This window comes from Sterolibacterium denitrificans, from assembly GCF_900174485.1.
GTDB lineage: Bacteria > Pseudomonadota > Gammaproteobacteria > Burkholderiales > Rhodocyclaceae > Sterolibacterium > Sterolibacterium denitrificans.
In genome coordinates, this window is sequence record NZ_LT837803.1 from 2,280,035 (window position 1) to 2,299,023 (window position 18,989).

The window sequence follows — 18,989 nt, forward strand, 5'->3', positions numbered from 1 at the left end:
GACTGTGCAGACTGTCTACGGCTCTCCGCAAAATCCGTGGCGTCGCCCCGACGGCAGCGTCATCGCCTGCGTGGAGAAGCTCAAGGTGATGGGCGAAAACATGGCGGAACTGCGGGAGTGCGCCCTGGCCGCGATCGAGGACGCCGTGCTCATGGGCTGCGACGAGCAGCAGGTCAAGGAGGCGCTGGTCGCCGAGATCCGGGCGCTGCACTCGGGATACGCGCCGGCCGAATAGCGCCGGCACCGTAACGGCGCAGCACCTGGCCCTGGCCGGCGACTTCCCGCCGGTGGCCGGTGCTGCCGATCTCCTCAATCAAAGTAGGTCTTCAGGTATTTCTCCATCACCGGCGTCGGTTTCCACCACTTCTGCACCGACAGGTCCTCGGCCACCATGTTGGCGCCGATGTAACCTGGACCGCCGAGCACCAGACCGCCGGGGAAGGTCGATACGCCGCAGACGTACAGCCCTTCGATGGGCGTGCGCGTGCTCGAACAATCCTGGTTGGGCCGGTAGCAGCCCATTTGCAGGGGGCGGTAGTCGCCGTGCTTGATCGAGCCGCGCCGCATGTTCGGAAAGCGGATTTCGATTTCTTCGGGATCCTCCATGATCGTGCTGATGATCTTGCCGCGCAGGTTCGGCGCCGCCCGCAGCACTTTCTCCAGCATCGCCTCCTTGATCTCCTCGCGACGGTTGACCCAGCCGCCTTCGAGGCCGTACGGGGCGTGAATCTGCAGCATCGAAACGTGCTTGCCCGGGCGGTCGCTGAGTGTGGGGTCGAAGCGGCTCTGGCAAGTGGAATGGCCGCCGAAGTTGTCGAGGTCGATCTTGCCCTTGACGACGTTGTCCCAGTGCGCGAGCAACTGATCCATGCTCTCGATGCCGATGATGGTGGCAAACGCATCGTTGATGAAGCGGTCGTCGGTCTTGAACATCGGCGCTTCGTCGGAGGCGAAATGCAGGGTGTTGAAGCTCCATTTGTCCCACGCCCAGCCTTCGACCGAACTGGTCAATGCCGGCGGGAGGTTCTCGCGGCCGACCATGTCGAGGAAGGTGGAATGCGGATCGAGCGTCGACATCACCGCCTTGGCGCGAATCTCGCGGTCTTCATGGGCGAGATGCACGCCAACCGCGCGGCCGTTTTCCATGATGATCTTGTCGACCGTGGCGGCTTCGAGGATCACGCCGCCATTCTTGACCACCTGGCGAGCCAGCGCGCTGCCGAACTTGTGCGAACCGCCGTAGCAGTAGCATTTGTGCATGGCGCGGTCGATCAGCACCGGCACCATGAAGCCGAGGCCGGTTTCATGTGGATCGAGCCCCCACATGCAGGAGGTGTAGAGCAGCAGCGTGCGGATCTTGTCGTTCTCGAAGGTCTCCGTAATGATCTGCACCGGACTCTTCTCGCCGAGTTCGAGCAGTTCCTGGCCGATCTTGGTGCGTTGCAGCGCCATGGTCAGTTCGATCGGCGTCATCGGCGGCAGGTAGGTCGACGGCGCGATGATCTCATCGACGATGCGGCGCCAATCGCGGATGACTCTGCCGAAGGCATTGGCGTCCTTTTGCGAATACTTGCTGAACGAATCCTTCGTATCGTTCGCCATGCGCGACAGCAGCACCGACGAACCGTCGGCGAACTGGATGCCAGTCTGCGCGTTCGGCCGGATCCAGGTGAGCGCCTTGCCGTCGAGCTCGAAGTCGCGGATCGCCGGCATGTAATCCACCATCATGTGGTAAAGAACATGAGGGTTGGTCGAGAAGCAGGGATAGAGATTCTCTTCGGTGGCGAGTCCGCCGCCGCACTCGAAGCGGCGTTCAACCACGCAGACGCTCAGGCCGGCCTTCGACAGGTAGGCACCCGCGATCAGGCCGTTGGGGCCACCGCCGATGATGACGACGTCGAATTCGCTCTTGTTCGGAAACTCTTCCTGCATGTGGCCGTACAGGTTGTTCGGGTCGTACTGGAACTCGGATGTGTATTTGAAATTTGGCATGGTCGTGGCTCCTCAACCTTCGTTGCGCTTGTTGCGATTCGCGGGGATCTTTCCCTCTTCGGGGATGTAGTAGGGCGAGGCATACCACCAGTCGCCGGGGTCCGCGATGCCGTCTTCGATGAGGATGTGCATCAGGTTGTAGGGAATCGCCATCAGGCACAGGCCGCCGGGGTGGCCCGAGGTCTGGTGCGCATGGTAGAGCCCGTCGATGGGCGTGCGGTAACGCGCGAGCTCGGGAATCGGCCGGTTGGTCCATAGCTGATCCTCGTCGTGACGGCTGCCGCACCAGGTGCCGCCGATGATGCCGGTGTTGCGGAACTCGACATCGCGACCGGTAGCGCTCCAGTGATGGATGAGGTTGTCGTCGTCGAGGCCGTCGACCATCTGGCTGTAGGCCTTGCGCATGTACTCGTCCATTTCCTTCTTGTACTTGTCCAGCGCGTCCTCGCCTTCGAGGTGGTAATCGGGCGAAGTGACCGCCATCTCGAACGCCTGCGAGATATAGCCGCGCGAAGCCGGATAGTTGGCCTGGCAATCGGTCGTGTCGAAGTTCTGCGGCGGCCCCTGGAACCACATCGCGCGTTCCGGCGGCACCGTCGGCTGGCCCTTGCGGCCATCGACGTCGGTGACGTTCTCGTAATAGATGTCGCGCGTATCGCAAGGGAAAATGCCCAGGTAGGGCTGCTTGTTGGCGCCGACGTAGGCGTCTCCACGCGCCCATTTCGGTTTCAGCGTCAGTTGTTTCTTGGTATGGAATACCGAAACGTAGAGCGTCTGGTTCTTCAGGCTGATGTCCTTGACCTTGCGGATGAAGCCCGGGTCGAGATGGCGCGGGCCGATCATCTTGAGGAAGGCCTGATGCACGTCGATGGCCATGATGACGGCCTTGTTCGCGCGTATGGTCTTGCCGCCCATCGCCGCCGTCTCGCGCAAGCGGACGCCGACCGCGCGGCCATCCTCGATGATGATTTCCTCGACCGGGCAGCAGGTGCGGATCACCGCGCCCTTGTGGACGGCGGCGCGATGAATGGCATGCAGATAACCGTGCAAGCCCCCGCGCGGGATGCTGCTGCGCCCGGTGTTGGGCAGGGTCAGCAGATGCACCGAAAGTGCCGCGGGAATCGCAACGCCTTCCCAATGCCCTGCGGCGCCGGACGCCCAGGCGGCAAAGGCCATGCCCGCCTTGAAGTGCTCCGATTCGCAATGCTCGTCGAGCAGATCGAGCATCGTCATGTTGCGCAGTTCCGGCGTGTAGAGATCGGGCTGGTGTTTCTTGTAGACCTGCATGTAGGGGACATTGTCGTCGGTGACTTCGACATTGGCCGGATGAGGCGGGCACCAGAAAGTAGCCCGCATGAGCTCTCGGGTATACACCCCCGACGTCCCCATCAGCCCGCCGATTTTTGCCCAACCCATCTTGTCCGTCTCGGTGTGCTCCCGCCAACCGTCGGAGCAAGCCAGCGCGACCGCCGTGCTGGCCGTCCCGTAATCCGGCTGCCAGGACATGCGAAAACCGTACTTGTGCAATTCGAGCTGCTCGAAGCCCGGCGCCGGCGATGCATACATCAGCATCGCATGCGGATAAATGCGCACGCCGGCAAGCGGTTCCTGGGTTTCGCAGGCGCCGCCGCACTCGGTGCGCTCTTCCAGCACGATGACGCTGAGACCGCATTTCGCCAGATAGGCGGCGGTGGCCATGCCATTGGGGCCGGCACCGATGATCACGATGTCGTACCGTTCGTCCTTGCTCATTGCTCCTCCTTGGATAAGTGCATCGTTTGGCTTGCTTGCTTTTTCGTGACTCAAGACTCCGTCATTCCCGCGAAGGCGGGAATCCATGAACTCAACGACCTCCTGAACCTTCTGGACGCCCGCCTGCGCGGGAATGCCTCACATGTCCTAGTACTCGCCGGGATGCCCCGGCTCCTTGGACCAGGCCTTGAGGTTGAGGAGATAGGCGATCACTTCGAAGCTCATCAGCGCCTTGATCAGCATCCACAGATCGCGCCGGCTCAGGCCGCTGCGTATCTTCCAATGCACCGGCGAGATGGTGTGCACTTCCATGATCAGATAGTCGCCTTGCCGCTTCAGGCCGACGATCTCGGCAAGCAGTTCCGTCTTGCCGAGGCCCGTCGATCTCATCAACATGGTTCCGCGCCGGGTTGTCGCGGTACTGCCTGCTGCCGCTTGCTGCTTTGGTGTTGCTTGTGCGCTCATGCGTACTCCTTTCAATGATTGCTTTGGAAAATCGGCTGGTCGTGCTCGTGCGTTCGTGCGTGCGTTCGCATATGCGCTTGCTGCGTTCCGGACTCATGACGGCGTCGCCATGAGTCCGGAACCCGGCGGGAATAAAAAATGCCATTGTCTTGATGGACAACGGCCCAAGGACACCCCAGGGGAGGGGCACCAGTTCATGCTTGCGGGCTGGCGGCGCCATTGGCGGGAGCAGATCGCGTTTCATTGGGTAGGCGAGGCGTCGAGGCAAAGCGCAACCATCTCGATATATTTAATTTGATATAACGAAGAACGTAAGGAACGGAATGCTGGCGGTGTCGATGTGGGATTTGCCAAATCGGCAAAAGGATCAAGCAGGGCGTTTCAGGCAGAGATCACGGGATGTCACTGACGAGATCCCGCTCTCATGGAAATCTGGATTGCTGATTGAGCACGTAATATACAGATGAATATAACGAAGCATAGCCGAAGCGTGGCGATGGCTTCCCCAAATTGGGTATAGCAGTTGTCTCGCCCTACCCTGCCGCGGCAGCCCCTGGAACAGCCTCAAGGACTTTTGCCGCAGGACTCATCAGGATCGCCATCTGCCTTTCCAGAACGGGGTAACGAATTGAATCAGGCAATGACCGAGCGCACAGCATGGACGCGGACACGAGTTCGGGCGCGGAAATTCCTCATTCCTCCCGGCGGGCAGGCCGGCTGAAACATCCTGCAATACATTCATGCCAACTTTCACATCCCGGCGACGTTGATTGGGTAGGATGGAAACCATGTACAACGATCAGCGAGGCCGGCAATGAATCCGTTTTTTCAGAGCGTATCTACATCGACATCTGCATTCACCTGGCTTTCCCGGGTGTTTTTCCTGCTTTGCCTGCCCGTGTTCACGGCCGGCGCTTCGCTGGCGCAAACGGGAGCGGCGCAGGAACAGGTTGCGCCACGGCCTTACACCCAGGCAGAACTCGATCAGATGCTGGCGCCGGTTGCCCTGTATCCCGACGCCCTGCTCTCGCAAGTTCTGATGGCGGCCACCTACCCCCTGGACGTCGTCGAAGCTTCGCAATGGTCACGCAGCCATCCCGATCATCAGGGCCGGCAGGCGGTGGAAACCGTGGAGGCGGATCCGCGTTATCAGTGGGATCCGAGCGTCACGTCGCTGGTTGCGTTTCCGCAACTGCTCAGGCGCATGGAAGAAAACATCAGTTGGACCCGGCGCCTTGGCGAGGCTTTCGTCTACCAGCAGACCGAGGTGATGGACTGCGTGCAGCGCCTGCGGCTGCGCGCCATGGAGCAGGGCAATCTGCGCTCCAGCGAGCAGATCAATGTCTATCCGCAAGGCCAGATCATCAGCATCGAGTCGGTGAATCCGCAGGTCATCTACGTGCCCTACTACAATCCGAATTTCGTCTACGGCAACTGGTGGTGGCGCAGTTATCCGCCCGTGTATTGGGCGCCTTGGCCCGGTTATTTCGCAGTGGGTTACAACGTGCCCTACGTCGGCTCTAGCCTGATCTGGAGCAGCGGCATCAGCATCGGCGTGAATTTCTTCTTCGGCATCTTCGACTGGCGCCAGCACCGCGTGTATATCCGCCCGGATCGTTCGCCCCGTCATGATCCACGCCGCTATCAGCCGTATTCCTCGCCCAGGCTGGGTTCGGTACTGGTCTGGCGGCATCATCCCGCACCACGTCCGGCAATGCATCCGCACCCATCGATACGGCATGATGCGCGGCCTGGAGCGCGGCCACAGGTACAAGTACGACCCGGCCCATCGCAACCTCGACATCCGTCACCACCCGCCGTGGCACCGGGCCGCCCCGCCATGCAGGACGAGCGCAGCGACCACAATGACCGCAGCGACCGCAGGCAAGCCGGCGAAAGAAACGAATGGACGAATCCGCGCCAGGAAAACCGGGAACGCAGTCATCTCGACCAGCCCGGACAAACTCAGCCTCAGCCTCGGCCTCCGCTGCAGCGCAATTTCAACGCTGCCGGCAATGCCGATGCTCCCAGCGATTCCAGGCAGGATATGCGCAGCGTGAATACCGGAAGCGGAGACGCGACCTTGCCGGCGCCACGCCCTTTCATGCTGCCGGCCAGCGCTCCCCGCGCTGAGGAATCACGCCGCGCCAATTTCAACGCCAACGCCGATCCCGCCCCTGCCATGGCACCAGAATCCCCTCGCAACGCCAATACCGCCGGCCCCGGTAATCGAGAAATCGGACAAGCCGAACCCGTGCGTGAAAGCCAGCCCAGGATCGAACGTGACGCAAAAATCGAGCACAGCGACTTCATGCAGGAACGCAGCCGCAATCAGCGCAATCAAGCAAACAACTGGAATCAGGAGCAAGGCCGCGGCATGCGCATGAATGAACGCGGCTCGCGCCGATGAGCGCGCCTAATCGGCGCCGGCTCGTGCAACGACGGGGATCTGCCAGTCGCCGCCAATCGCCTTGAGCAAGGCGACCCCGGCCTGCAGGCGACGCTCATGAATCTCCAGGCTGCTGCGCTCGGCGGCCAGCGCGGCGGTCTGCGCCGTGGCGACGTGCAGATAGCTCACCGTGCCGGCAAGATACTGGTTGTTGCCCAGCCTCACCAATTCCTGCGCGGCAGCCAGCGCCTGCTGCTGCACCTCGGCTTCTTTCGCCAGCAGGCGCAGCGTGACCAGAGCATCTTCGACTTCACGGAACGCCTCGAGCACGCTCTGGCGATACTCGGCCACCTGCCGATCGTAGGCGGCAAGCGCGCCCGCCGTCGCTGCGCTGCGCACGCCGCCGTCGAACAGGGCCAAGGCCAGCGTCGGGCCCAGCGACCAGAAACGGTGCGGCGCGGTCAGCAACTGCGCGAAGCGGTCGTTCTGGTAACCCAGCGTGCCGGCAATGGTCAGCGCCGGAAAATACGCCGCCTGCGCCACGCCGATGCGAGCATTTGCCGCCGCCATGCGCCGTTCGGCCGCTGCGATGTCGGGCCGGCGTTCCAGCAACTGCGAAGGCAGACCCGGCGGAATCATCGGCGGCTGCGGCAAGGCCGTTTCCTCGGCCAGACTGAATCCAGCCGGCGGCTTGCCCAGCAGCGCGGCGATGGCGTGTTCGAGACGGGCGCGCTGCAGCGTGAGCTCCAGGCTCTGCGCTTCGGTCGTCCTCAACTGCGCTTCGGCCTGAACCACATCGCTGCGTCCGGCCACACCGGCCTCGTAACGATTGCGGGTAATTTCCAGGGCGCGGCGATACTCGGCCACGCTGCGCTCATACAGTCGACGCTGGGCATCGACGATGCGCAACTGCAGATAGTTCTGCACCAGCAAGGCCCGGGCGCTGAGCAAGGCGCCCTGCAGATCGGCCGCGCCGGCCGCCGCCAGCGCCTCGGCGGATTCGACATTGCGCCCGATGCGCCCCCACAGATCCGCCTCCCAGCTCGCCGTCAGCGCCACGCTCTTCGTGCTGCGCGCCGCGCCTGCCGGCACATTGCCGCTGCCGGCGGCAACGCCGCGACTACTGGCCAGCGCGGCATCGACTGAAGGCCAACGCGCCGCCCGGCTCGTCTCCAGACTTGCCAGGGCCTGACGGTAACTGGCCGCAGCCGCCTGCACGTTCTGGTTATTGACGGCAACTTGTTCGATCAGCTCGTCCAGCCGCGCATCGCCGAAGTGCGTCCACCATGCGCCAGCCGCCCGCTCGCCCTGCGCTGCCGCGGGTTGCCAGCTTGCCTCGGCAGAAGCCTCCTTGTAAGCGGCCGGCACGTCGACTGCCGGCCGCACGTACTCGGGGCCGACGGCGCAGCCGCCCAGGCCCGCCAAAGCCAGTACCATCCAGGCGCTGCGCCAGGTACGCAATTGCCTTGCCCTCATCGTGTTCCCTTCTTTCGTCTCTTCATGCCCTTGCCTCTTCAATCGCCGCCGCGGCTGCGGGCGCGCGGCGCCGCGCCCACCACAGACGCGCGCGATCCAGATACAGGTACACCACCGGCGTCGTATACAGCGTCAGCAACTGGCTGAGGATCAGGCCGCCGACGATGGAAATCCCCAGCGGCCGGCGCAGCTCGCTGCCTTCACTGAAACCGATGGCCAGCGGCAGCGCGCCGAACAGCGCGGCCATGGTGGTCATCATGATCGGACGGAAACGCAGCAGGCAGGCGCGGCGGATGGCCTCCAGCGGCGCGAGGCCGTCATCGCGCTGGGCGGCGATGGCGAAGTCCACCATGATGATGGCGTTTTTCTTGACGATGCCGATCAGCAGGATCACGCCGATCAGCGCAATCAGACTGAACTCGGTGTCAAAGGCGAGCAGCGCCAGAAGCGCGCCAACGCCGGCCGAGGGCAGCGTCGACAGGATGGTCAGCGGATGAATCAGGCTTTCATAGAGCATGCCCAGCACCAAATAAACGGCGATCAAGGCAGTCAATATCAATATCGGCTGAGTGTCCAGCGAATCCATGAATGCCTTCGCCGTACCCTGAAAACTGCCCTGCAGGCCGGCCGGCATGCCGATCCGCTGCATGATGCGCTCGATCGCTCCGGTGGCCTGCGACAATGAGACATCCGGCGGCAGGTTGAAGGACAGCGTCGTTGCGGCGAACTGCCCCTGATGATTCACCGCCAGCGACGTTGCCGTGTTCTCGAAATGCGCAAAGGCCGCCAGCGGCACCAGGCTGCCGGCCGCTTCTCCCTGCGTGGCGGCAACGTGGATCTGCTCGAGTATCTCCGGACTCTGCCAGTATTCCGGCGCGGCTTCCATGACCACCCGATACTGATTCAGCGGATGATAAATCGTCGACACCTGACGCTGGCCGAACAGGTTGTTGAGCGTGGCGTCGATGGTCTTTTGCGTCACGCCCAGCCGCGCCGCCGCCATGCGATCGACGATCACCGAAGTCTGCGCGCCCTTGTCCTGCTGGTCGCTATTCACATCCGCCAACTCCGGCGCCTCGCGCAACGCCTGCAGCAGGCGCGGCCCCCAGGCGCGCAGCTCATCCAGATCGTCGCCCTGCAGGGTGTATTGGAACTGGGCATTGCTGGCCCGGCCGCCCACGCGGATATCCTGCTGGGCCAGCAGAAACAGCGTCGCGCCCGGTACCTGCGCAAACTGCGGGCGCAGACGCTCGATCACCTGTTCGGCAGAGGCATCGCGCTGCGCCCGCGGCTTCAGCGAAATGAACAGGCGCCCGCCGTTGCGCTGGCTGCCGCCGGTGAAACCGACCACGTTTTCAACCGCCGGATCGGCGCCGACGATGGCCACGAACGCCGACAGCTTGTCGCGCATGGCCTGGAAGGAAATCGCCTGGTCTGCCTGGATGATGCCCATCAGGCGGCCGACATCCTGCTGCGGAAAGAAGCCTTTGGAGACGACGCTGTAGAGATAGAAATTGCCGAGTATGGTGGCCAGCAGCACCAGCAAGGTGAGTCTGCTGTGGCGCAAGGCCCGGTCGAGGCTGCGCGCATAGCCCTTGCTCAGCCACTGCACGAAACGCTCGGCACGGCGAGCCAGTGCGCCGGCTGGTCGCTCGTTCGCCGGAGATTTCAGCAGGCGGGAGCACATCGTCGGCGTCAGCGTCAATGACACCAGCAGCGAGACAAGGATGGCCGCCGACAGCGTCACGGCAAACTCGCGGAACAGGCGGCCGACGATGCCGCCCATCAGCAGGATGGGAATGAATACCGCGATCAGCGACAGGCTCATCGACAGCACCGTGAAGCCGACTTCACGCGCGCCGCGCAAGGCGGCCGCGCGCGGCGCCATGCCGGCCTCGATGTGGCGCGAGATGTTCTCCAGCACCACCACGGCATCATCGACGACGAAGCCGGTGGCGATGGTCAGCGCCATCAGCGACAGGTTGTTGAGGCTGAAGCCGCTCAGATACATGACGGCGAAAGTGCCGATCAGCGATACCGGCACCACCACGCCGGGAATCACCGCGGCGCGGAGGTTGCGCAGAAACAGCAGTACGGAAAGCACCACCAGCGCCGTGGAAAGCACCAGGGTCCGTTCGACCTCACGCAGCGAGGCGCGGATGGTCGTCGTGCGATCCATGGTCACCTCGACGTCGATCGCCGCCGGAATCGAGGCGCGCAACTGCGGCAGCAGCGCCCTGATGCGATCCACCGTGGCGATGATGTTGGCGCCGGGTTCGCGGTTGATGATCAGCATCACCGCCGGCTTGCCGTTGGCCAGGCCGGCATTGCGCAGGTCCTGCACCGAATTCTCGATGCGCGCCAGATCGCCCAGGCGCACGGCAGCGCCACTGCGATAGGCGACGATGGCCGGCAGATAATCGCTGGCCTTCAGCGCCTGATCGTTGGCGCGAATCTGCCACTGCCGCCCGTCCGCTTCGAGCATGCCCTTGGGGCCCAGGGTATTGGTCGCGACGATGGCCGCGCGCGCCTCCTCCACGCCGATGCCGTAGGCGTCGAGCCGCTCGGGCAGCAGTTCGACCCGCACCGCCGGCAACGAGCTGCCGCCGACATTCACCTGGCCGACGCCCTCGATGCGGGCAATCTTCTGCGCCAGGATGGTCGAGGCGGCATCGTACATCTGGCCGCGATTCAGCGTCGGCGAAGTCAACGCCAGAATCATGATCGGCGCTTCGGAAGGATTCACCTTGCGATAGGTCGGATTGCCCGGCATGCCGCTCGGCAGCAGCGCGCGCGCGGCATTGAGCGCGGCCTGCACCTCGCGCGCGGCGCCGTCGATGTCGCGTCCCAGGTCGAACTGCAGGGTGATGTGGGTCGAGCCCAGGGAACTGGTCGAAGTGATTTCCGTCACCCCGGCGATCACCCCCAGCGAACGCTCCAGCGGCGTGGCCACGGTCGCCGCCATGGTTTCCGGACTGGCGCCGGGCAGCGAGGCTTGCACCGAAATGGTCGGAAAATCGACTTGCGGCAAGGGCGCGGCCGGCAGTTGGGTGAAACCGAGGATGCCGGCCAGAACGATCGCCAGCGTCAGCAGCGTGGTGGCCACCGGGCGGGCGATGAAAGGCGCGGAAAGATTCATGCGCCGCGCCGCGCCAGGCGATCGAAGGCCAGATAGACCACCGGCGTGGTGAACAGGGTCAGCACCTGGCTGACCAGCAGACCGCCGACCATGGCCAAGCCCAGTGGCTGGCGCAGCTCCGAACCGACGCCGCCGCCCAGCATCAGTGGCAAGGCGCCGAACAGCGCGGCCAGCGTGGTCATCAGGATCGGCCGGAAGCGCAGCAGGCAGGCTTCACGTATCGCGGCCAGCGGCGGCTTGCCTTCGTTGCGCTCGGCAGCCAGGGCGAAGTCGATCATCATGATGGCGTTCTTCTTGACGATGCCGATCAGCAGGATGATGCCGATGACGCCGATGATGCCCAGATCCTGCCCGGCCAGCAGCAGGGCCAGCAAGGCGCCGATGGCGGCCGATGGCAGGGTCGACAGGATGGTCACCGGATGAATGTAGCTCTCGTACAGCACTCCCAGCACGATGTACATGGTGACGATGGCGGCCAGGATCAGCAGCAGGGTATTGTCGAGCGAAGCCTGGAAGGCCAGCGCCGCGCCCTGAAAACCGGTTTCTACGCTCGCCGGCAGGCCCAGCCCGGCTTCGGCCTCGCGAATCGCCGCCACGGCCTCGCCCAGCGCCACGCCCGGCGCCAGATTGAAGGAAATCGTCGCCGCCGGAAACTGGCCGAGGTGATTGATCACCAGTTGCGCCGGCCGCTCGACGATGCGCGCCACCGCCGTCAGCGGCACCTGGCGGCCCTGGGACGTGATGACCTGCAGCGTATTCAGCGCCTCGATGCCCTGTGCGAATTCCGGCTGCACTTCCAGCACCACCCGGTAGAGATTGGACTGGGTGAATATCGTCGATATCAAACGCTGGCCGAAGGCGTTGTACAGCGTGTTGTTGATCATTGCCGGCGTGATGCCCAGGCGGCCGGCGCTGTCGCGATCGATCTCGACATACGCCTGCAGGCCGTGATCCTGAACGTCGCTGGCCACATCGGCCAGAGACGGCAACCGGCGCAGGACATCGACCAGCCGGGGCGCCCAGTGCGCCAGTTCGGCGGGATCCGCGCTCTGCAGGCTGAACTGATACTGGGTGCGGCTGACGCGATCCTCGATGGTCAGATCCTGCACCGGCTGCATGTACATGGTGCTGCCCGGCACCTTCGCCAGCTGCGCCTGCAGGCGGCGGATCACCGTTGCCGCATCGGCATTGCCGCCACGCTCGCCGCGCGGCTTGAGATTGATCAGCATGCGGCCGCTGTTGAGCGTGGCATTCACGCCATCGACGCCGATGAAGGAGGACAGGCTTTCCACCGCGGGATCGGCCAGTACGACATCGGCCAGCGCCTGCTGGCGCTCAGCCATCGCCGCATAGGAAATCGACTGCGGCGCCTCGCTGATGCCCTGGATCAGCCCGGTGTCCTGCACCGGGAAAAAACCCTTGGGCACCACCAGATACAACACCACCGTCAGCACCAGCGTCGCCACGGCGACCAGCAAGGTCGCGCCCTGACGCTCGAGCACCCGATCCAGCAGCCGGGCGTAGAGCGCGATCAGGCCATCGAAGAACGCCCCGCTGGCCCGGCTGAAGCGGCTCTGCTGCGCGACTGGCACATGACGCAGCAGGCGCGCGCTCATCATCGGCGTCAGGGTCAGCGAAACCACGGCGGAAATCAGGATGGCCACCGCCAGGGTCACGGCGAATTCATGGAACAGGCGGCCGACCACATCGCCCATGAACAGCAGCGGAATCAGCACCGCAATCAGCGAAACCGTCAGGGAAATGATGGTAAAGGCAATCTGCCGCGCGCCTTTCAGCGCAGCGGCCAGCGGCGGCTCGCCCTCCTCGACGTAGCGCGCGATGTTCTCGATCATGACGATGGCGTCATCGACCACGAAGCCCGTGGCGATGGTCAGCGCCATCAGCGTCAGGTTGTTGATCGAAAAACCCGCCAGATGCATGATCCCGAACGTACCGACCAGCGACAGCGGCACCGCCACCGCGGGAATCAGGGTTGCCGGCAGATTGCGCAGGAACACGAAAATCACCAGCACCACCAGGACGATGGCCAGCAGCAGTTCCATCTGCACATCATGTATCGAAGCGCGGATGGTCGTCGTGCGATCCGTCAGCAGCCTGACCTCCACGCTCGCCGGCAGCGTGGCCTGCAACTGCGGCAGAAGCTGCTTGATCCGGTCTACGGTTTCTATGACGTTCGCGCCGGGCTGACGCTGGATATTGAGGATGATGGCAGGCGCCTGCCGGGACGGTTGTTCGCCAGCAACCTCGGCAGCGCCGCCCAACCCCATCCAGGCGCCGAGGCGCAGATTTTCGGCACCCTCGATCACCGTGGCGACATCGCCCAGCAGAATCGGCGCGCCCTGGCGCCAAGCCAGCACCAACTGGCGGTATTCGGCCGCCGAACGCAACTGATCGTTGGCATCGATGGTCGAGGCGCGCAGCGCGCCATCGAAGCTGCCCTTGGCCATATTGACGTTGGCATTGCCGATGGCCAGGCGCACGTCATCCAGACTGAGACCGTGCGAAGCCAGAAGTTGCGGATTGACCTGCACGCGCACCGCCGGCCGCTGGCCGCCGGCAATGCTGACCAGCCCCACGCCCGACAGTTGCGAGAGTTTCTGCGCCAGCCGGGTATCGACCAGATCCTCGACCTGCGGCAGCGGCAAGCTGCTCGAAGTCACCGCCAGGCTGATGACCGGCGCATCGGCCGGGTTGACCTTGCTGTAGATCGGCGGCATCGGCAGATCGTCCGGCAGGAAGGAACCCGCCGCATTGATCGCCGCCTGCACCTGCTGCTCGGCAACGTCGAGCGTCAGCGCCAGGCTGAACTGCAGGGTGATCACCGAAGCCCCCGCCGAGCTGCTCGAAGACATCTGCTTGAGCCCCGGCATCTGGCCAAATTGGCGCTCCAGCGGCGCGGTGATCAGCGCCGTCGTCACATCCGGACTGGCCCCCGGATACAGCGTGGTGACCTGTATCGTCGGGTAATCGACCTGCGGCAAGGCCGAGACCGGCAGAATGCGGTAGGCCACCAGGCCGACCAGCAGAATCGCGATCATCAGCAGCGAAGTCGCCACCGGCCGCTGTATGAAAAGCCGCGAGGGATTCATCACGCGCCGCCGTTCTCAGCGGCGTCCGCCTGCCGGCAGCGCGGCCTCGTGCTCATCTTTATCGACAGTGCCGGCGCCGGGAATCTCCACCAGGCTGCCTTCGCGCAGCTTGTCCGCGCCATCGATCACCAGCCGCTCCCCGGCCCGCAGCCCCTGATCGATCACCACCCAGCCCGCCGACTGCACGCCCGGCCTCACCTTGCGCACGCTCACCCGCAAGGCATGGTCCACGACATGGACGAAGCTGCCATCCACGCCCTGATGTATCGCCGCCGACGGCGCCAGCACGACCTTCCTCAGCGTCGCCACGGTGAGTCTGGCATTCACGAACTGGTTGGGGAACAAGGCCTGATCGGCATTGGCGAACTGCGCCTTGAGACGCACGGTGCCGGTGGCTGGATCGATCTGGTTGTCGATGGTCAGCAGCTTGCCCTGGGCCAGGCGCCGTCCGCCTTCGCGCTCCAGCGCCTCCACCTGCAGCGTATCTCCTGCATGCCAGCGCGCGCGCACGGCATCGAGCCGTGCCGCAGGAATGGCGAAGAGCATGTCGATGGGCCGGGTCTGGGTAATCGTCACGATGCCATTCGTGTCGGCGGCGCGCACCATGTTGCCGGCATCCACCTGGCGCAGGCCGAGACGCCCGGACAGCGGCGCCGTGATGCGGGTGAAATCCAGTTGCAGGCGGGCATCAGCCACCTGGGCACGTCCGGCCTGCACCACGCCCTCGTACTGCTGCACCAGCGCTGCCTGGGCATCGACCTGCTGGCGGGCGATGGAATCCTTGCTCAACAAATCCCGAAACCGCTCCAGGTCCAGCCGCGCATTTGCCAGCAGCGCCTCGTCACGGCGCAACTGGCCGCTCGCCTGGTCGAGCGCTGCCTGATAGGGACGCGGATCGATCAGCGCCAGCACCTCGCCGGCCTGCACCATCTGCCCTTCACGGAAATTCACCGCCAGCAACTGGCCATCGACGCGCGCCCTGACCAGCGCAGTGTTGTGCGCCACCACCGTGCCCAGCGCGTCGATGCTCACCGCCATGTCGCCCTGTCTGGCCTCGGCCACCTGCACCGCGACAGGACGATCGTCCGCACTATCGCCAGCCTGCTGCCTGCCAGCCCCAGTCGAAATTCCCGCCGCCGTCTGCTGGCGCGCCGGCCAGAAATAAGCGGCAAGCGCAACGGCCAATCCAGCCAGCAGCCAGACAACAAGCAGGTTTTTTCTCATGCGACGATCCATCTTCCGGGCAGGCGGCAATCATAACCGCATCACCCCGTGTTCATGCGGTCTTGCGGAATCGGCATGATTTCACAAATCCGGCTCACTATTACTTTATGCTTACATTTTGCAATAACTTTTCTATCACAAACGCTATAAATCAACTAGACTGAATATCCCTGATGTCTAAGTTTTTCTGGAGACTGGAGAGGTTCATTATGGCCAAGAGCAAAAAAATCGATATGGGCAATCTTGCCGAGTTGCGCCGGGCACACGGCGAAAACCAGGAAGTGTTCTGGCGTCGTTTCGGTGTGACCCAAAGCGGCGGATCGCGCTATGAATCCGGACGCAACATCCCGACACCGATCGCCATCCTGGTCGGTCTGTGGGCAACCGGGCAGATCAACGACGAGGCACTGCTGCAAGCGCGCAAGGTCATCAATCGTCCGCTAGTCATCAAAACGGTCGAATACTTCACGTAATTATCCGCACCCGGCACCTGCTGCCGGCCACTCGCAGCGCGGCGCGGCAAAATGCGCCTGCCCGCGCGCCGCAGGCAGGCGTGGAGCGGCACGTCTGCCAGGCGTCAGTGACAGCCGCCGGCTTCACAGAGGTGCGCGATGATGCTGCGCACGCTGCCCATGGCCTGCTGCAGCTCGGCTTCGAGGTGTTCGAAGGAAATTTTCTGCACGCTGTCGCCCCGGCCGGCTGCCCAGTTGGCAACGGCCGAGATTGCCGCATAGGGCACCCCGGCCTCGCGGGCAAGCACGGCCTCGGGCATGCCGGTCATGCCGACGACATCGGCCCCGTCGCTCTCGAAGCGGTCGATCTCGGCTGCCGTCTCCAGGCGCGGCCCCTGTGAAACGGCATAGACTGCGCCATCACCCACGCTGACGCCGGCACGCCGCGCCGCATCCAGCAACAGCCGGCGGACGTCTTCATCATAGGGATGCGTGAAGTCGATATGCACCACCGGCGCATCCTGTTCGTCATAGAAAGATGAAATACGCCCTGCGGTGTAGTCGATCAGTTGATGCGGCACGACCAGCGAACCGGGCGCCAGGTCGGCACGAATGCCACCGACCGAAGCCACCGAAACAATCCGCGTCGCGCCCGCCGCCTCGCTGAGCGCCCAGATGTTCGCCCGATAATTGACACGATGCGGCGGAATGGTATGGCCAAAGCCGTGACGCGCCAGAAAGACAATTTCCTGATTGCCGATGCGGCCGAAGGTCAGCGCCCCGGAAGGCTCGCCATAAGGCGTGCGCACCACTTTCTGATGCGAGACATCCAGATTGGAAAGTTGGGTCAGTCCGCTACCGCCGATGATTGCCAGCATGGTGGGTACATTCACGATGAAGATGAGCGGGAATTGTAGCAGTCGACAGCGACGGCTACCCGAAATGCGGGGAAACTGCGCCGCCAACCGCCACCGCAACCCATGAAACTGCAGAAGTTGCTGATTGCAATGCTATAATCCCGCTCTTTTGTCCACACCCCTACCCCCATGTCCCGCGCCATTCGCAACATCGCCATCATCGCCCACGTAGACCACGGCAAAACCACGCTGGTCGATCAACTGCTGCGCCAATCCGGCACTTTTGCCGCCCACCAGCAAGTCGCCGAACGCGTCATGGACTCGGGCGACATCGAAAGGGAACGCGGCATCACCATCCTGGCGAAAAACTGCGCCATCGAGTACCAGAACACCCACATCAACATCGTCGACACCCCGGGCCACGCCGATTTCGGCGGTGAAGTGGAGCGCGTGCTGTCGATGGTCGATGGCTGCCTGTTGCTGGTCGATGCGGTCGAAGGACCGATGCCGCAAACGCGCTTCGTCACCCGCAAGGCGCTGGCCCTGGGCCTCAAGCCCATCGTCGTCATCAACAAGGTGGACCGCCCCGGCGCCCGCCCGGACTGGGTCATCAACCAGACTTTCGACCTGTTCGACAAGCTCGGCGCCAGCGAGGAACAACTGGACTTCCCGGTGGTGTATGCCTCGGGCCTGAACGGTTTCGCCATGCTCGATCTCAAGCAGCCCGGCACCGACATGCGCCCGCTGTTCGACGCCATTCTCGAACACGTGCCCCAGCCCAGGGTCGACGCGGATGCCCCGCTGCAACTGCAGTTGTGCTCGCTCGACTATTCCAGCTATGTCGGCCGCATCGGCATCGGCCGCATCACCCAGGGCCGTCTCAAGGCGGCGCAGGAAGTCGCGGTGATGTACGGCGACGAATCGCGCGGCAAGGCCAGGATCAACCAGATTCTCGTCTTCAAGGGCCTGGAACGCGAAGCCACCCAGACGGCTGAAGCGGGCGACATCGTGCTGATCACCGGCGTCGAGCAGGTCGGCATCGGCGTGACGATCTGCGACCCGGCCCAGCCGATGCCGCTGCCGCCGCTGAAAGTCGACGAACCGACGCTGACCATGAACTTTCAGGTCAACACCTCGCCGTTTGCCGGCAAGGAAGGCAAGTTCGTCACCAGCCGCCAGATCCGCGAACGCCTGCACAAGGAATTGCTCGCCAACGTCGCCCTGCGCGTCGAGGATACCGATGATGCCGACGTCTTCCTGGTCTCCGGCCGTGGCGAACTGCACCTGACCATCCTGCTCGAAAACATGCGCCGCGAAGGCTATGAACTGGCCGTCTCGCGCCCGCGCGTGATCTTCAAGGAAATCGACGGCATCAAGCAGGAACCCTATGAACTGCTGACCATCGATGTCGATGAAAACCACCAGGGCGCGGTGATGGAAGAACTCGGCCGCCGCCGCGGCGAACTGCAGGACATGCAGCCGGACGGCAAGGGACGGGTGCGCATCGAATACCGCATCCCGGCACGCGGCCTGATCGGTTTTCAGGGCGAATTCCTGACGCTGACCCGCGGCACGGGCATCATCAGCCATGTCTTCGACGAATACGGCCCGGTCGTCGGCGACATGGCCGAGCGCCGCAACGGCGTGCTCGTATCGCAGGAAAACGGCGCCTGCGTAGCCTACGCCCTCTGGAAACTGCAGGATCGCGGGCGGATGTTCTCTTCGCACGGCGACCCGGTATATGAAGGCATGATCATCGGCATCCACAGCCGCGACAACGACCTGGTGGTCAATCCCATCAAAGGCAAGCAACTCACCAACATCCGCGCCTCCGGCACCGATGAAGCCGTGCGCCTGGTACCGCCGGTCCAACTGACGCTGGAATCCGCCGTCGAATTCATCGCCGACGACGAACTGGTCGAAATCACCCCGAAATCCATCCGCCTGCGCAAGCGCTTCCTGAGCGAAAGCGAACGCAAACGCATGAGCCGCGCAGCAGCGGCCTGAGGCTTGTTATTTCAGGATACGGTCGTGCAAACGGTTCTACAGCAGGCCGAAGCGTTGTCGTCTGGGTAGTCAGTCTCACGTGGAGGAACTGTTTGAAATGAGTGATCGAGAAATTAACCTTAGAAA

At 63.6% G+C, this 18,989-nt stretch carries 12 protein-coding genes; 4 read left to right on the forward strand and 8 right to left on the reverse strand.

Going from position 1 to position 18,989, the window contains the following annotated elements:
- Nucleotides 1–4 precede the first annotated feature (4 nt).
- Entirely contained in the window at nucleotides 5–235 is a 231-nt protein-coding gene (locus tag SDENCHOL_RS10380) for a hypothetical protein (protein ID WP_154717167.1), read from the forward strand.
- Between the two features lie 74 nt (nucleotides 236–309).
- On the opposite strand, the gene SDENCHOL_RS10385 is transcribed toward SDENCHOL_RS10380, so the two are convergent.
- From SDENCHOL_RS10385 to SDENCHOL_RS10395, 3 genes are all read right to left on the reverse strand, one after another.
- A complete protein-coding gene (locus SDENCHOL_RS10385) occupies nucleotides 310–1,992 on the reverse strand; it encodes a phytoene desaturase family protein (protein ID WP_154717168.1) in 1,683 nt (560 codons plus the stop codon).
- A gap of 12 nt (nucleotides 1,993–2,004) precedes the next feature.
- The gene (locus tag SDENCHOL_RS10390) at nucleotides 2,005–3,744 is read right to left on the reverse strand and encodes a phytoene desaturase family protein (RefSeq protein WP_172955064.1); all 1,740 of its coding nucleotides are present in this window, start codon (nucleotides 3,742–3,744) and stop codon (nucleotides 2,005–2,007) included.
- Nucleotides 3,745–3,891: 147 nt separating this feature from the next.
- On the reverse strand, nucleotides 3,892–4,209 hold the full coding sequence (locus SDENCHOL_RS10395; protein ID WP_154717170.1) for a hypothetical protein: 318 nt from the start codon (nucleotides 4,207–4,209) through the stop codon (nucleotides 3,892–3,894).
- Nucleotides 4,210–5,023: 814 nt separating this feature from the next.
- On the opposite strand from SDENCHOL_RS10395, the gene SDENCHOL_RS10400 reads away from it, so the two are divergent.
- Complete coding sequence (locus SDENCHOL_RS10400; RefSeq protein ID WP_154717171.1) at nucleotides 5,024–6,619, forward strand: DUF3300 domain-containing protein; 1,596 nt, start codon at nucleotides 5,024–5,026, stop codon at nucleotides 6,617–6,619.
- Between the two features lie 6 nt (nucleotides 6,620–6,625).
- Here SDENCHOL_RS10400 and SDENCHOL_RS10405 read toward each other — a convergent pair whose 3' ends face one another.
- The 4 genes from SDENCHOL_RS10405 to SDENCHOL_RS10420 are packed head-to-tail and all read right to left on the reverse strand — an operon-like array spanning nucleotide 6,626 to nucleotide 15,547.
- Nucleotides 6,626–8,074, reverse strand: a complete 1,449-nt coding sequence (locus SDENCHOL_RS10405; RefSeq protein ID WP_154717172.1) for an efflux transporter outer membrane subunit — start codon at nucleotides 8,072–8,074, stop codon at nucleotides 6,626–6,628.
- Nucleotides 8,075–8,096: 22 nt separating this feature from the next.
- Nucleotides 8,097–11,213 carry a multidrug efflux RND transporter permease subunit gene (locus SDENCHOL_RS10410; RefSeq protein ID WP_154717173.1) on the reverse strand — a complete coding sequence of 1,039 codons (3,117 nt, stop codon included), beginning with the start codon at nucleotides 11,211–11,213 and terminating at the stop codon, nucleotides 8,097–8,099.
- Entirely contained in the window at nucleotides 11,210–14,323 is a 3,114-nt protein-coding gene (locus SDENCHOL_RS10415) for an MdtB/MuxB family multidrug efflux RND transporter permease subunit (RefSeq protein ID WP_154717174.1), read from the reverse strand. The genes SDENCHOL_RS10410 and SDENCHOL_RS10415 overlap by 4 nt, the downstream gene beginning before the upstream one ends.
- A gap of 15 nt (nucleotides 14,324–14,338) precedes the next feature.
- Entirely contained in the window at nucleotides 14,339–15,547 is a 1,209-nt protein-coding gene (locus SDENCHOL_RS10420) for an MdtA/MuxA family multidrug efflux RND transporter periplasmic adaptor subunit (RefSeq protein ID WP_197706903.1), read from the reverse strand.
- A 209-nt stretch (nucleotides 15,548–15,756) separates the two neighbouring features.
- Between SDENCHOL_RS10420 and SDENCHOL_RS10425 the strand changes: the two genes are divergently transcribed.
- The gene (locus SDENCHOL_RS10425) at nucleotides 15,757–16,020 is read left to right on the forward strand and encodes a helix-turn-helix domain-containing protein (protein WP_197706904.1); all 264 of its coding nucleotides are present in this window, start codon (nucleotides 15,757–15,759) and stop codon (nucleotides 16,018–16,020) included.
- Between the two features lie 104 nt (nucleotides 16,021–16,124).
- On the opposite strand, the gene SDENCHOL_RS10430 is transcribed toward SDENCHOL_RS10425, so the two are convergent.
- Complete coding sequence (locus SDENCHOL_RS10430) at nucleotides 16,125–16,877, reverse strand: S-methyl-5'-thioinosine phosphorylase (protein ID WP_154717176.1); 753 nt, start codon at nucleotides 16,875–16,877, stop codon at nucleotides 16,125–16,127.
- A gap of 168 nt (nucleotides 16,878–17,045) precedes the next feature.
- On the opposite strand from SDENCHOL_RS10430, the gene typA reads away from it, so the two are divergent.
- A complete protein-coding gene (gene typA, locus SDENCHOL_RS10435; protein WP_154717177.1) occupies nucleotides 17,046–18,863 on the forward strand; it encodes a translational GTPase TypA in 1,818 nt (605 codons plus the stop codon).
- The last annotated feature ends 126 nt before the right edge of the window (nucleotides 18,864–18,989 follow it).

Coding starts and splice junctions, on each gene's coding strand:
- SDENCHOL_RS10425 (WP_197706904.1), top strand. CDS start 15,757: ATGGCCAAGAGCAAAAAAATCGATATGGGCAATCTTGCCGAGTTGCGC.
- typA (WP_154717177.1), top strand. CDS start 17,046: ATGTCCCGCGCCATTCGCAACATCGCCATCATCGCCCACGTAGACCAC.
- SDENCHOL_RS10400 (WP_154717171.1), top strand. CDS start 5,024: ATGAATCCGTTTTTTCAGAGCGTATCTACATCGACATCTGCATTCACC.
- SDENCHOL_RS10405 (WP_154717172.1), bottom strand. CDS start 8,074: ATGAGGGCAAGGCAATTGCGTACCTGGCGCAGCGCCTGGATGGTACTG.
- SDENCHOL_RS10390 (WP_172955064.1), bottom strand. CDS start 3,744: ATGAGCAAGGACGAACGGTACGACATCGTGATCATCGGTGCCGGCCCC.
- SDENCHOL_RS10385 (WP_154717168.1), bottom strand. CDS start 1,992: ATGCCAAATTTCAAATACACATCCGAGTTCCAGTACGACCCGAACAAC.
- SDENCHOL_RS10415 (WP_154717174.1), bottom strand. CDS start 14,323: ATGAATCCCTCGCGGCTTTTCATACAGCGGCCGGTGGCGACTTCGCTG.
- SDENCHOL_RS10410 (WP_154717173.1), bottom strand. CDS start 11,213: ATGAATCTTTCCGCGCCTTTCATCGCCCGCCCGGTGGCCACCACGCTG.
- SDENCHOL_RS10420 (WP_197706903.1), bottom strand. CDS start 15,547: ATGAGAAAAAACCTGCTTGTTGTCTGGCTGCTGGCTGGATTGGCCGTT.
- SDENCHOL_RS10395 (WP_154717170.1), bottom strand. CDS start 4,209: ATGAGCGCACAAGCAACACCAAAGCAGCAAGCGGCAGCAGGCAGTACC.
- SDENCHOL_RS10430 (WP_154717176.1), bottom strand. CDS start 16,877: ATGCTGGCAATCATCGGCGGTAGCGGACTGACCCAACTTTCCAATCTG.